Origin of the sequence: Streptomyces sp. NPDC046805 (genome assembly GCF_040645355.1) — a bacterium.
GTDB lineage: Bacteria > Actinomycetota > Actinomycetes > Streptomycetales > Streptomycetaceae > Streptomyces.
The window spans coordinates 1-13,376 of record NZ_JBEYYC010000029.1; the positions used below are offsets into that span (position 1 = coordinate 1).

General features: G+C 69.5%; 13 protein-coding genes and 3 pseudogenes. 5 read left to right on the forward strand and 11 right to left on the reverse strand.

All coding sequences use genetic code 11. From position 1 onward, the window contains the following. From ABZ910_RS27285 to ABZ910_RS27300, 4 genes and pseudogenes are all read right to left on the reverse strand, one after another. Positions 1–449, reverse strand: a pseudogene (locus tag ABZ910_RS27285) (IS200/IS605 family accessory protein TnpB-related protein); the annotation flags it as partial. A 191-nt stretch (positions 450–640) separates the two neighbouring features. Then, positions 641–1,219 (reverse strand): annotated as a pseudogene (locus ABZ910_RS27290) (SDR family oxidoreductase); the annotation flags it as partial. 52 nt (positions 1,220–1,271) lie between these two features. Then, positions 1,272–1,452, reverse strand: a pseudogene (locus ABZ910_RS27295) (aldo/keto reductase); the annotation flags it as partial. Positions 1,453–1,717: 265 nt separating this feature from the next. Next, positions 1,718–1,993, reverse strand: a complete 276-nt coding sequence (locus ABZ910_RS27300) for a helix-turn-helix transcriptional regulator (RefSeq protein WP_361369753.1) — start codon at positions 1,991–1,993, stop codon at positions 1,718–1,720. A 59-nt stretch (positions 1,994–2,052) separates the two neighbouring features. Here ABZ910_RS27300 and map point away from each other — a divergent pair, with 59 nt between their 5' ends. Continuing rightward, entirely contained in the window at positions 2,053–2,820 is a 768-nt protein-coding gene (gene map / locus ABZ910_RS27305) for a type I methionyl aminopeptidase (RefSeq protein ID WP_361369755.1), read from the forward strand. An 89-nt stretch (positions 2,821–2,909) separates the two neighbouring features. Here the strand turns inward: map and ABZ910_RS27310 are convergent, their stop codons facing one another. The 3 genes from ABZ910_RS27310 to ABZ910_RS27320 form a co-directional block, all read right to left on the reverse strand. Next, complete coding sequence (locus tag ABZ910_RS27310; protein ID WP_361369757.1) at positions 2,910–4,310, reverse strand: glucose/sorbosone family PQQ-dependent dehydrogenase; 1,401 nt, start codon at positions 4,308–4,310, stop codon at positions 2,910–2,912. 329 nt (positions 4,311–4,639) lie between these two features. Continuing rightward, a complete protein-coding gene (locus tag ABZ910_RS27315) occupies positions 4,640–4,987 on the reverse strand; it encodes a VOC family protein (protein ID WP_361369759.1) in 348 nt (115 codons plus the stop codon). A gap of 688 nt (positions 4,988–5,675) precedes the next feature. After that, complete coding sequence (locus tag ABZ910_RS27320; RefSeq protein WP_361369761.1) at positions 5,676–6,584, reverse strand: helix-turn-helix transcriptional regulator; 909 nt, start codon at positions 6,582–6,584, stop codon at positions 5,676–5,678. A gap of 216 nt (positions 6,585–6,800) precedes the next feature. On the opposite strand from ABZ910_RS27320, the gene ABZ910_RS27325 reads away from it, so the two are divergent. Continuing rightward, positions 6,801–7,778, forward strand: coding sequence for an aldo/keto reductase (locus tag ABZ910_RS27325; RefSeq protein WP_361369763.1), 978 nt, complete (start codon positions 6,801–6,803; stop codon positions 7,776–7,778). An 85-nt stretch (positions 7,779–7,863) separates the two neighbouring features. Continuing rightward, positions 7,864–8,892 (forward strand): alcohol dehydrogenase catalytic domain-containing protein, encoded by a 1,029-nt coding sequence (locus ABZ910_RS27330; RefSeq protein ID WP_361369765.1) that lies wholly within the window; start codon positions 7,864–7,866, stop codon positions 8,890–8,892. Positions 8,893–8,934: 42 nt separating this feature from the next. Here the strand turns inward: ABZ910_RS27330 and ABZ910_RS27335 are convergent, their stop codons facing one another. From ABZ910_RS27335 to ABZ910_RS27350, 4 genes are read right to left on the reverse strand one after another with little or no spacing between them, the layout of a single operon-like run. Next, positions 8,935–9,345 carry a cupin domain-containing protein gene (locus ABZ910_RS27335; RefSeq protein WP_361369767.1) on the reverse strand — a complete coding sequence of 137 codons (411 nt, stop codon included), beginning with the start codon at positions 9,343–9,345 and terminating at the stop codon, positions 8,935–8,937. 52 nt (positions 9,346–9,397) lie between these two features. Next, complete coding sequence (locus ABZ910_RS27340) at positions 9,398–9,718, reverse strand: carboxymuconolactone decarboxylase family protein (RefSeq protein WP_361369769.1); 321 nt, start codon at positions 9,716–9,718, stop codon at positions 9,398–9,400. 59 nt (positions 9,719–9,777) lie between these two features. After that, positions 9,778–10,545 carry a glucose 1-dehydrogenase gene (locus tag ABZ910_RS27345; protein WP_361369771.1) on the reverse strand — a complete coding sequence of 256 codons (768 nt, stop codon included), beginning with the start codon at positions 10,543–10,545 and terminating at the stop codon, positions 9,778–9,780. 44 nt (positions 10,546–10,589) lie between these two features. Next, a complete protein-coding gene (locus ABZ910_RS27350) occupies positions 10,590–11,606 on the reverse strand; it encodes a zinc-dependent alcohol dehydrogenase family protein (protein WP_361369773.1) in 1,017 nt (338 codons plus the stop codon). Positions 11,607–11,854: 248 nt separating this feature from the next. On the opposite strand from ABZ910_RS27350, the gene ABZ910_RS27355 reads away from it, so the two are divergent. Both ABZ910_RS27355 and ABZ910_RS27360 read left to right on the forward strand, forming a co-directional pair. After that, complete coding sequence (locus ABZ910_RS27355) at positions 11,855–12,742, forward strand: helix-turn-helix transcriptional regulator (protein WP_361369775.1); 888 nt, start codon at positions 11,855–11,857, stop codon at positions 12,740–12,742. A 52-nt stretch (positions 12,743–12,794) separates the two neighbouring features. Then, positions 12,795–13,367, forward strand: coding sequence for a helix-turn-helix domain-containing protein (locus tag ABZ910_RS27360; protein WP_361369777.1), 573 nt, complete (start codon positions 12,795–12,797; stop codon positions 13,365–13,367). Positions 13,368–13,376 lie beyond the last annotated feature (9 nt).

Genomic DNA, 13,376 nt, shown 5'->3' on the forward strand with positions numbered 1-13,376 from the left:
AGGGCGTGCAGGCGGCGGGACTTGGCATGCCACTCCTGCCGGGAGTGGTAGCCGCCCGGCGCCCGCTTGCTGCCCTTCTCCCCGATCGGGAGGGACAGCCGGTGCGCGAGCGTGCGCACCCCCGCCTCCAGGCCCTGCATGTGCGCGAGTTGAGCGCGCCGGGCCAGACCCCACTGATCGTGCGTGGCCTTCGTGATCGAACCAGCCCACCGGGACGACGACCGGGCGGTGAGCGCACGCTTGCGCTCCGCCCACGCGTCGCCGTCGTGGTCCAGCCCGGCCGCACAGCGCGTCTTCAGATCACGGGAGGCAAGCGACCCCAGATGGTCACCGACCAGCCGCAGCACCTCCTCCTCCCCGGCGGTCAGGCATTTGAGCCGGTCACGGACCGCCACACCGGCGGGGCCGGGCACCACGAACGGCGCCGCCAACTCCCGCAGCCCGCCCACCCCGATCACCCTCCCCTCCCGGCCGAAGCAACCCGCCACCACACCCAACGACCACCACCCGACAAACGTCACCCATTCGACAGACAAACTCCAGTTCCCCACTGCGCGAGATGCACACCCCAGCCACGTGCACTCGCTCATGCACACCAGAACACCCTTGTGTGCCGTCACGCATCAACAGCTCACAACCCTTCGACGCCGCCGGTGTGGGTCGGTCCGGCGACGACGGAGTTGACGGTGACGCCAGTGCCGGCGGCGTCCTTGGCGAACCCGCGGCTGACGGCGAGCAGCGAGGTCTTCGTCATGCCGTAGTGGATCATTTCGGCGGGGATGGCTACGGCCGAGTCACTGGCGAGGTTGAGGACGCGCCCCCAGCCCCGTTCCTTCATGCCGGGCAGGTAGGCGCGGATGAGCCGGACGGCGGAGAGGACGTTGACTTCGAAGTAGCGGCGCCACTCGGCGTCGTCGATCTCCAGCGGAGGGGCGGAGCCGAAGATCCCGAGGTTGTTGACGAGAATGTCGACCGTGGGCGCGGCCTCCAGTACGGCGGCGGCGCCCTGTTCCGTCGCCAGGTCGCCCACAGCGCCGGTGACGTCGCCGCTGCCGGAGTCGGCGCACACGGTGCGGACGGCGTCCGCGGTGCGCTCCTCACCGCGGCCGTTGACGACGACGCGGGCTCCCGCGCGGGCGAGGCCGGTGGCGATGGCTTGGCCGATGCCTTGGGTGGAGCCGGTGACCAGAGCGGTGCGGCCGGAAAGATCGATCTGCATGACGGGTTCCCCTCGTCGAGGGCTATGGGGCTCCCCCGGGGCACGTTCGAGGTCACTTGAGGGCGTCGGGGTCCGGAACCGGTGCGCAGACGGGCGGCCATGTCGGCGTCGGTGGGTTCAAAACCGAAGCGGTCGAAGTTCTGCCAGATGCGGTCGGGGATGACGGATTTGAGGATCTCGATGTTGCCGCTCTGCATGTGCCGGCGCAACACGGCCTGCGCCGGGGTTACGCCATCCGTTGATCTTGCGTGGGTCTCCCCGGATTCAGCCGGGGAGACCCACGCACCCTCGGCCCGGAGGTGCGAAGCGCCGGAGTTCACTGCGCGTCACGTAGGCCGCTTCTGGCTTTCGACGTACTGCCGGATCACGGTCAGCGGTGCATCGCCGCAGGAACCCGCGAAGGAGGCCCCTCGCCGGAGTCGCCGCGGAGTTTGATCACCGCAAGTTCGTGCCGCCGAAGGTTGGTTGAGCGATACGGGGTGCGGCGCCGCCCACTCCTCAAGCCGAGAGCGCCGGCTCCTGCCCGTCCGGGTCGTGCGCGCACGCGGCCGCCAACTCGTCCAGAGACACGTGCAGGGCGGCGGCCAGGGCCGCGACGGTGAAGAAGGCGGGGGTCGGGGCCCGGCCGGTTTCGATCTTGCGCAGGGTCTCCGCGGAAACTCCCGCCGCGGCCGCCACCTCCGCCATGCTGCGGCTGCCGCGCGCTCGACGCAGCAGCGCGCCGAACCGCTCGCCGCGTTCCCGTTCCCACGGTGTCAGAGGAGTCCTCACCATGACCGTGATACTAATACCGGTATAAGTATTGGGCCGACGTGGTGTGGGGAGTCACACACATGGTGGAGATCAAGACCGACGCCGCAGTGGACGCGATGCGGGAAGCCGGACGTGTGGTGGCCCGCGCCCTGGCCGCAGTCCGAGAAGCGGCCGGTGTAGGGGTGTCCCTGCAAGAACTCGACGAAGCGGCCCGGTCGGTCCTGGCCGAGGTCGGGGCCGGCTCCCCGTTCCTCGGATACCGGCCGTCCTTCGCCCCGGTCGCCTTCCCGGCCGTGATCTGCACGTCCGTCAACGATGCCGTGTCGCACGGCATCCCCACCGGCTACCGGCTGCGCGACGGCGACCTGGTGAGCATCGACTGCGGCGCCCGGCTCGACGGCTGGACAGGGGACGCGGCCATCACCTTCACCGTCGGAACGCCACGCCCCGGCGACCGCGATCTGATCGACGCCACCCAGCAAGCCCTCGACGCCGGCATTGCCGCCGCCCAGGTGGGCAGCCGCATCGGCGACATCTCCCACGCCATCGACACCGTCGCCCGCAAGGCGGGCTGCGGCATGCCCGCCGACTTCGGCGGCCACGGCATCGGCCGCCGCATGCACGAAGACCCTCATGTCCCCAACCGCGGCCGCCCCGGCCGTGGCTTCCCCCTCCGCCACGGCTTGGTCCTCGCCATCGAGCCCATGCTCATGGCCGGTGGGCAGAACACCTACCGCACGGATATCGATGGCTGGACCCTGCGTACCACCGACGGCAGCAGGGCCGCCCACATCGAGCACACGGTCGCCATCACCGACCAGGGCCCCCGCATTCTGACCCTGCCCTGACGTTCTCCCGGACGCTGCCGGATCCGGAACCGGACCATTCGATGCCTCGACGGCACGCCCCATCCGTTGCGCTGTCGTCACGCAGGCCTTCAGCGGTTGTACGGGACCGCTAGGATCGCGCCAGGGTCGGCCAGATGCGCGGTCGGGGTGCCGTCTTCGCCGTGGACCAGGTGCGCTCCGATGCTGTCGGTGGTGATGTAGAGCGTCTTGTGGTCCGGGCTGAGGGTGACGTCGCGGTAGCGGTTGACGCTCCGGTAGAGCTGCTCGTAGGACTTGCCGTCCTTGGAGAGTTTGTAGACGGTGCCGTTCTTCAGCGACGTGATCAGGACGTCGTCACCGAACACCTTGAGCGAGCCGGGGGCCATGGTCGGCCAGCACATGTAGGCGGAGCTAGGGTCGGGGCAGACCTTCGTGACGCCGAAGTTGTGCCCGGTGTCGACCGTCGTGCCGTACGTGCTGAGCGGGGCCGTCATGTCCTTCTTGAAGTCCGTCTCCTGGCTCGTCGGCACCTGCGGCGGCGGCGAGTTCGGGTCGGGGTTGAAGGGGATCTTCTCGCAGCCGCCCTTGGCCTGCGACCAGTTGGAGTAGACGTACGCCTTGTTGTCCTTGTACCCGGCGACGTCGGGCCAGCCGTAGTTGGCGCCCTTCTCGATGTGGTTGAACTCGTCGTCGCTGATCGGGCCGTTCTCGGCCGTATAGAGCTCGTTGCCGCTGAAGTCCATCCCGTCGGGGTTGCGCATGCCGTAGGCGTAGATGTGGCTGCGCACTCCGTTCAGCTTCGGGTTGTCGGAGGGGACGGAGCCGTCCAGGTTGATGCGAAGGACCTTGCCCTGGTAGAGCGACCAGTCCTTCCTGGAGACCTGGGCGGAGGTCGGCAGGCTCTGCGCCTCGTTCGGCTTGCAGTAGTCGGCCAGGTAGTTATGGCCCTGATCGCCGATCGTGTAGTAGAGCTTGCCGTCCGGTCCGAACCGCAGCCGCGCCCCCTGGTGCTGGTCGTTGCCCGGGAGCCCGGTCAGGATGTCCCGCTCGTCGGAGAGCTTCCCGTTCTTCGCCGTGTAGCGGACGATCTTCAGGGCTTCCTTGTCGCCGATCTTGTAGTTGTAGGCCAGGTAGACATAGTCGCTGCCCTTGCCTTTGCCGAAGTCCGGATGCAGCGTGAACCCCAGCACGCCGTCTTGGCCGTCCTTGGTGTGGAAGGCCTTTCCGGAGAGGTCGAGCGCGGTGCTCTTCATGCCGGTCTTCGGATCGACCCGCACGAGCTTGAGCCCGGACTTCTCGGTGACCCACAGTTTCCCGTCGGGGCCATAGGTGATTTCGAACGGGTCTGCAAGCCCGCTCGCGACCACCTTGGTCTGGGTGGACTCGTGGACGGCGGGGGCGGGTGTCACCGAGGGGCTGCTGCCATCGGAGGCGGATCCGCCGCTGCCGGAGCAGGAGGAGACGAGCGCCACGGCGGACATCAGCGCCAGCGCTGAGGCAAGCCGCCTCATGACGTCCTCCGATCGTCGGCAGTGACGACGTTGGTCCCCGAACGGACGGAATCAGCGAAGACGACCATCGTTGACCTTTCAGAGAGGGGGCGCTGACCATCTCCTCATCAGCCCGAGCGCGCCCGAGGGCGACACTGGTACGTCGGTGCACCGGTACGCGGTGCCGCACGGCCCCGGACAGCACTCTAAGGTCGCTCCACAGAGCGCGCATCCCGGGTAGATCACCCCGGAAAGGCCACCCGCTCCGGTCATCCCCCGGTGCATCACGCCTGACGGAACGTCAAGGGTTCGGGGCGGTGACCAGCGCTGCCCTCGTGGCGCGGGAAGCGTCAGCGGTGGCTCAGAACGTTGACCACGCGGCCGTTGGGGTCGCGGACGAAGAACCGCCGTACGCCCCACTCCTCGTCCTGCAGTGGGTGGACGATCTCCGCGCCACCGTCGCGCATGACCGCGTAAGCCGCGTCCACGTCGTCGACTTCGACGCTCATGTCGGGGGTGACTGGGGCGGTTTTGTCGGCGGTCATGACGCTGACCTGCGCCGTCGGACTGGACGGCGAGGCAAGCGTCGTGATCCAGCCGAGATTCATGACTTCCTCGAAGCCCAGCAGGCCATAGAACTCCCGGCTCTCCTTCGCGGCCTCTGACTGGATGATGGGCATGACCCGGCGAACGGCCATCGGCGACTCCGTATGAGAAACAGACACGGATCCCGGGCTGTCCAGGGGTACCACGAACCGTCCATCGCCGCACGCGCTTTCGCAACACGCCTGGTCGAGGACGCCCAAGGCCGTGTCAGGCCGGCCAGGGCGGGCAGGGCGTTTGCACTGGTCGGCGAAGGCCAGGAGGCACGTTGCCTCGGCGATGGAGCCCCCTTGCAGGAGGCTGGTCAGGCTCGGCCAGTTCGGAGCGGTGCACTGGCCCTTCCGCATCCGCAGGCGTGGGCCACCGTGTCGTTTCACTGCTGATGCGGACGGCCCGGTCGTGTCGGCGGTAGCGCGTTGGCGAACACGTAGTCGCCGACGTTGGTACCGATCGCCCTCCCGTCCTCGGCGTCCCAGCGGAAGTGCACGCCCAGCCAGAGTCGGCTGAACTCGCCCTCTTGGGCCGGCCCCGCGCATTGCGGAACGTCTGGAGCAGGACCTTGTTCCAGTACTGCGTCGGATCGTCTTCGTGCCCTGTCGCGGCGGCGGCCTGTGGCGTACCGCCCGCCACCGGTGCCCTGCTCGCCGGACTGAGTCCGGTGGCGGGCTGGAAGCAACCAAGTCGTATCTCGCATCGCATTCGTCACCGGAGAGCGATGCGGCTTTGGAACGTTTGCTGCACTGCGAAGACGTGGGGGCACTTCGTGGCGGAGGTACGTCGGGCTTATGGCTGCTGACCAGTGGCTTTAGGGGGCAGCGCTCGGAGTTGCGTCGGTCGCGGCGCGGTCATGTCGAGCAGGAGCAGGGCGTCGTGGTCGGGGGTGCCGGGTTCGGCGGTGTAGACGCCGATGCGTTGGCCGGGGGTGCCTTCCACGTGCAGGGACTGCGAGGTGAGGGTGACCGTTCCGACCTGGGGGTGCTGGAAGGTTTTGTGGGCGGGTTTACGTCCGGTGACTTCGTATCGTTCCCAGAGTCCCGCGAAGTCGGGGCTTTTGAGGAGGAGTTCGCCGACGAGGTTGGTGAGGTCGGGGGCATCGGGGGCGGTGCCGGCGATGGCGCGCAGGCGAGCGACGCAGCCGGTGATCTGGCGGTCCCAGTCGGAGAAGAGGTCGCGGGCCGCGGGGTGGAGGAACAGATAGCGGGCCAGGTTGCGCTGCGTGACAGGCCAGTCGTCCAGGCCCGCATACAGGGCGAGGCCGCAGGGGTTCCAGGCGAGCATGTCCATGCTGCGGCTGATGACGTAGGCCGGGTTCGGGCGCAGGGATTCGAGCAGAAGCCTGAGGTGGGGGCGCACGGTGCGGCTGGGGGCCGGCGGCGGTTCAGGGGTGTATCGGGCGGCACGGGCGGCGAGCTCGCGCAGGTGGTGGTGCTCCTGGTCGTCCATGTGCAGGGCGCGGGCGAGCGAGTCGAGGACGGCGGGGCTCGGGCGGGTCTCCTTGCCACGCTCCAGGCGCACGTAGTAGTCGATGCTGATGCCGGCGAGGGTGGCCAGTTCCTCGCGGCGCAGGCCGGGGGTGCGGCGGATGCCGGCACCGACGGTGAGGCCGACGTGCTCGGGGCTGGTCTGGGTGCGGCGGGCGCGCAGGTAGCGGCCCAGCTCGGCGCCCTCGCTGTGCGCGCTCTCGGATGCCATGACTCCAGTCTCCCCCGGCGGGCACCCGCCGGGCAGATGAGAGGGAGGCCCTGTCACTACCCCCGAAGAGCCCGCCCTGCCACACAGGCGCAATCCGGGCGAGGGTGAATGAGCAAGACGCCGGCACCCCCGGCCGACGCCATGGCCACCACAGGCACGACGTGGCTGACCGTGCGAGTGCGAGGGGGTCGTACGCCATGAGTCGGAGAGGACGAGATGCGGTACATCAAGTTGCGTGACCTGGAGGTTTCCCGGATCGGTCTGGGGGCGATGGGGATGTCCCATGGCTACACCGGTTCCGGCACCGACGAGGCGGAGTCGATCAGGACCGTGCACCGGGCGCTGGACCTGGGTGTCACGCTCATCGACACGGCCGAGATCTACGGCCCGTACACCAATGAAGAGCTGCTGGGCCGGGCGCTGAAGGGGCGGCGCGAACAGGTGGTGCTGGCCACGAAGTTCGGCCTGGTCTCCCACGGCGGAGACGGCGCTTGGAACCTGGACTCCAGCCCAGCCAACATCCGTACCGCCGTCGAGGGCTCTCTGAAGCGGCTGGGCACCGATCACATCGACCTGTACTACCAGCACCGGGTGGATCCGGACACGCCGATCGAGGAGACGGCCGGCGCCGTCGCGGACCTGATCTCCGAGGGCAAGGTGCGCGCCTTCGGCCTCTCGGAGGCCGGCCCGGACACGATCCGCCGTGCCCATGCCGTCCAGCCGGTCACCGCGGTGCAGTCGGAGTACTCGCTGTGGACGCGCGGGATCGAGGAGCGCGTCCTGCCCGTCCTGCGGGAGCTGAACATCGGCCTGGTGCCGTTCTCCCCGCTGGGACGCGGTTTCCTGACGGGCACCGTCCGCTCCACCGATCAGTTCGACGCCTCCGACTTCCGGCGCGACAACCCGCGCTTCACCGGTGAGAACTTCCGGCGCAACCTCACCATCGCCGACGAGGTGCAGGCCGTGGCCGCCGAGGTCGGCGCCACCCCCGCGCAGGTGGCCCTGGCCTGGCTGCTCGCCCAGGGTGACGACATCTCGCCGATCCCCGGCACCAAGCGGGTCGCCCGCGTCGAGGAGAACACCGCCTCCGACGCGATCGCGCTGACCGGCGAGCAGATCGACAAGCTCAGCAGCCTGCCGCCCGCCGCAGGCGACACCCACACCGAGGCGCAGGCACAGATGCTCGAACGCTGATCTCACATCTGCCTTCTCCCGTCGCTCATCGCGATGACCCACCTACCCGTGATGACCCACCTACCTGTTTGGAGTAACACCTCTCATGCGTGCAGCAGTGATGTACGGAGCCGGGGACGTCCGCGTCGAGGACCGCCCCGACCCCAAGATCGTCAAGCCGACCGACGCCGTGGTGCGCACGGTGGCAACGTGCGTGTGCGGCAGCGACCTGTGGCCCTACCGGTCGATGCCGGCCACCGACACCGGCCGCCCCATGGGGCATGAGTTCCTCGGCATCGTCGAGGAGACCGGCGCGGACGTGACCGGCCTGAAGCCGGGTGACCTGGTCGTCGCCCCGTTCACCTACAGCGACAACGCCTGCGACTACTGCGCCAAGGGCCTGCACATCTCGTGCCGCAACGGCGGCCGCTACGGGTTCGACGGCGTCGACGGCGGGCAGGGCGAAGCCGTCCGCGTCCCGTACGCGGACGGCACCCTGGTGAAGCTGCCGGTGGCCGCCGACTCCGCACTGGTGCCCTCGCTGCTGGCGCTGTCGGACGTGATGACCACCGGCCACCACGGCGCGGTCACCGCCGGCGTCAGCCGCGGCGATGCGGTGCTCGTGGTCGGCGACGGTGCGGTCGGCCTGTGCGCGGTGATCGCCGCGAAACGGCTCGGTGCCGAGCGGATCGTGCTCGCGGGTCGCCATGCGGTGCGTACCGGACTGGGGCGCGAGTTCGGCGCCACCGACGTTGTCGCCGAACGCGGCGAGGAGGGCATCGCCCGCATCCGCGAGCTGACCGGCGGCGTGGACAAGGTGATCGAGGCCGTCGGCACCCGCCAGGCCCTCGACACCGCCCTGGGAGCGGTCCTGGACGGCGGCACCATCAGCCGCCTGGGCGTCCCGCAGTACGAGCAGGGGCCGATCGGCCCGGCCGAGTTCATGCGCAACATCACCCTGACCGGCGGCGCCAGCCCCGCCCGCGCCTACATCGAGCAGCTGCTGCCCGACGTCCTGGACGGCACCATCGCCCCCGGCCGCGTCTTCGACCAGACCTTCACCCTCGAGCAGACACCGGACGCCTACCGGGCGATGGCCGACCGCCAGGTCCTCAAGGCCCTCGTGCGCCCCTGACTTCCTCGCTCCGTACCTCGAAGGACGTCACGCTCATGCAGGTCAGTTGCCGCTGTTCAGAGCGCCGGCGTACTGGTCGGCCGTGACGGGTTCGAGCCAGGTGGTGCCGTCGCCGCTGCCGTCGCCGACGACCATGGCGATGTGGGCCATGAAGGTGGTGTCGGTTGCTCCGTGCCAGTGCTCCTCACCGGCGGGGCACTTCACGGTCTGCCCGGCCCGGACCCGTACGACGTTGCCGTCGCGGGTGCCGACCAGGCCCACGCCGTCGGTGACGTACAGGGTCTGACCGTTGGCGTGGGAGTGCCAGTTGGTGCGGGCGCCCGGGGTGAAGCGGACCAGCGCGGCGGCGAGGCGGGCGGGTTCGGTGGGCGTCTCGATCATGTTGAGGTGGACGTCGCCGGTGAAGCGCTCGGCCGGGCCCTGGAGCGTGGGCGTCTCGGTGATGTGTTCCATGGTCGTTCTCCCTGACGAGGGTGGGTGAAGGGGGAGGAGAGGCGCGTCTGCGTCAGGCGCCGCGTTCGTCGGCGATCTTCTTGAGCTGGTTGATGGCGGTCATGGCGTTGGGCCAGCCGGCGTAGAAGGCCAAGTGGGTGATCGCTTCGGACAGTTCGTCGACGCTCAGTCCGTTCTGCAGGGCCACGCCCAGGTGGTACGGGAGCTGTTCGGAGCGGTACAGGGCGGCCAGGACGCTGACGGTGACCAGGCTGCGGTCGCGCGGTGAGAGTCCGGGGCGCTCCCAGATGTCGCCGAAGAGGACGTTGTCGGTGACCTCCACGAGCTTGGGCGCGATCGTCGCCAGTTCCTTGGGGGCGGACTGCTTGGGCATGGGGTCGGTTCCTTCTGGGCGTTGGGAGGTTCGGCTGAATCAGGCTGCGGGCGGTGTGGTCAGCGGGCGGTGTAGCCGCCGTCGACGGGCAGCGCGACGCCGACGACGAAGCTTGCGCCGGGGCTGCACAGCCACAGGACGGCCTGAGCCATCTCGTCGGCGGTACCCAGCCGGCCGATGGGCTGGTTGGCCTCGGCCTCGCCGCGGTCGAGTTCTCCCTTGGCGATCATGCCGCTGACCATGGGGGTGTCGATGGTGCCGGGGCAGATGGCGTTGATGCGGATGCCGCGCGGGGCGTATTCGAGGGCGGCGCTGGTGGTCAGGCCGATCACGCCGTGCTTGGAGGAGTGGTAGGAGGCGCGGCCGGGGATGCCGACCAGGCCGCCGAGCGAGGAGCAGTTGACGACGGCCCCGCTGCCCTGGGCGCGCATGTGACGCAGCTCGTGCTTCATGGACGCCCAGATGCCGCGCAGGTTGATGGCGTGGACCCGCTCGAACTGGTCGACAGGTTCGTCGGCGGCGTCGGTGGGCGGGATCTGAATGCCGGCGTTGTTGTAGGCCATGTCGAGGCGGCCGAAGGTCGCCACCGTGCGGTCGACAGCGGCGGCCACCTCGTCCTCGTCGGTGACGTCGCAGACCAGCCCGAGGGCCTGGTGGCCCTCTTCCTTGAGCTGCTGGACGGCGGTGCCGACGGCGCTCTCGCCGAGGTCGGCGAGGGCCACGGCGGCACCGGAGGCGGCGAAGGCGCGGGCGGTGGCCAGGCCCATGCCGGAACCGGCACCGGTGATGAAGGCGACCTGCCCGCCGAAGTCGTACGTGGGGTTCATGACGGTCTCTTTCGACGAGGGTTCTGTGCTGCGGACGCGGCGGTTCAGGGCCTGAGGAGGGCCTTGATGGCGCGGCGCTCGTCCATGGCCTTGTAGCCCTCGGCGACCTGGTCCAGGGGGAGGGTGAGGTCGAAGACCTTGCCCGGGGCGATCCGGCCGGTGAGGACGCGGTCGATGAGGTCGGGCAGGTAGCGGCGTACGGGGGCGGGACCGCCGCGCAGGCCGACCTGGGAGAAGAACAACTCCTGGCCGTCGATCACGACTTCGTGGGGGACGCCGACGAAGCCGACGTTGCCGCCCGGGCGTGCGGAGCGCAGAGCCTGCTGCATGGCCTGGGCGGTGCCGACGCACTCCAGCACCGAGTCGGCGCCGATGCCGCCGGTGAGGTCCTTGATCCGGGCCACACCCTCCTCGCCGCGCTCGGTGACGATGTCGGTGGCGCCGAACTCCAGGGCGAGCTTCTGCCGGGGCTCGTGGCGGCTCATGGCGATGATCCGCTCCGCGCCCCTCTCCTTCGCGGCGATCACACCGCACAGGCCGACGGCACCGTCGCCGACCACCACGACAGTGGAGCCGGGCTCGACCTCCGCGGCGTCGGCTGCCCACCAGCCGGTGCCCATGACGTCGGAGACGGCCAGCAGGCCGGGCCAGAACTCCTCGCCGGGCGCCTCGTCGGTGGCGACCAGAGTGCCCTGCGCGTTGGGGATGCGCACGTAGTCGGCCTGGCAGGTGCTCATGAACTCGCGGTGCAGGCAGTTGGACTGGAAGCCGTTACGGCAGTTCGCACAGGTGTTGTCCGAGGTGGCGAACGAGCCGACGACGAACTGGCCCGGCTTGACCGAGGTGACCTCGCTGCCGACCTCCTCCACGAAGCCGACGTACTCGTGACCCATCGGGTGCGGGTCGCCGATCGGTTCCAGGCCGCGGTAGGGCCACAGGTCGGAGCCGCACACGCAGGTGACAGCCGTGCGGATGATCGCGTCGGTCGGGTGGTGGATCTTCGGGGCGTCCAAGGTCTCGAAGCGGACGTCACCGGGGGCGTGGATCACTGCTCCGCGCATGAGGGATTCCTTAACGGTTGAGGCGTGCGCCGGCCGGGTGGACCGGTGGCGCCAGATGGAGGTGTGAGCCGGGCCGCGGGCGGCGGGCCGTCCGAGCCGGGCATGGGCTGATCACCGGCCGCACTCACAGCGGAGGACCAGCACCACGTCTTCCAGGTAACCGGCTCTTCGCGCGCACAGCGAGTCACTATCAAGGGGTGTACTGGCAGTGCATCCCTCGGGCCGCGTGCGGGACGTACCGTCGAGGTGTGGACAACCGTGAAGAGGTCCGCGAGTTCCTCACCTCGCGGCGCGCGAAGATCACCCCGGAGCAGGCAGGTCTGCCGTCCGGCAGCCGACGGCGCGTGCCCGGCCTGCGCCGCAGCGAGGTCGCAGCCCTGGCAGACATGAGCGTCGAGTACTACGCCAAGCTCGAACGCGGCAACCTCGCAGGGGTGTCGCCGACTGTCCTGGAAGCCGTCGCGCGCGCCCTCCAGCTCGACGACGCCGAGCGTGCCCACCTGCTGAACCTGGCCCAGGCCGCCGACGGCTCCGATGCCCTCACCCGTCCACGGCGCCGCACCACCCGGCAGTGGAAGCCGCACCGCAGCCTGCAGTGGACATTGGACGCCATCACCGCCGGGCCCGCGTTCGTCCGCAACGGTCGCATGGACCTCCTCGCCGCCAACCAGCTCGCCCGCGCCTTCTACAACGACGTGTACGCCACACCGCACAACCAGGCGAACCTGGCCCGCTTCAACTTCCTCGACCCCGCCTCGCGCCGTTTCTACCCCGACTGGGACCTGGCCGCTGACATCGCCGTCGCCATCCTGCGCACCGAAGCCGGCCGCAACCCCCACGACAAGGAGCTTCACGACCTCGTCGGTGAACTGTCCACCCGCAGCGACGAGTTCCGCACCCGCTGGGGCGCCCACGACGTCCGCCACCACGGCACCGGCACCAAACGCTTCCACCACCAGGCGGTCGGCGAACTCACCCTGGCCTACGAGGGCCTGGACATGGCCGCCGAACCGGGCCTCACCCTCACCGTCTACACCGCCGAACCCGGCTCACCCTCCGAAGAGGGCCTGCGCCTCCTCGCCTCCTGGGGCGCCACCCAAGAAGCCGACGCCACGGAACCCTCCACAATCAGCTGACCACGGCACGGAGTGGTTTACACACTTACCTTCGATTGTTAAATTTGTAGCCATGTCGAAGGTTCCAACCGCGCAGCTCGTGCTGGACGCCGCCTACCGCTGCTTCTGCCGCAACGGGTACCGCCGCACTACGATCTCCGACATCGTCGAAGAGGCACAGCTGTCGCGCCCGACCGTCTACAAGTACGTCGGGACCAAGGAAGACGCAGTCGCCAAGGTCGTCCAGTCCCGGCTGGAGCAGGCCCTCGCGGCGGCGCAGGCGGCGGCCTCCGCCACGGGCACGCCCGAGGAACAGGTGCTCGCCGTGCTCACGGTGAAGCTGGAGGTCGCCATCCGGCTGTGGCACGACAGCCCCGCACACGCCCAGGAACTGCTGTCTGCCGCCACCGCCCAGGCGCCCGAGCTGGTCACCGACTACGTCAACGGCCTGGCCGAGCTCCTGGTATCGGCCCTGGCAGATGTTGCCCCGGACACCGCGCAGCAGGCCGCCACTGTCCTGCTCACCTTCACCCGGGGCCTGGAGGACGAGTTGCGCGACGCCGACGCCGTCCGCCGCGAACTCCGAGCCGGCGTGCGGATGATCACCTGCGGGGCACTCGCCCGCCCCGCCTCATCCCCGGCCTGACCCACCGGC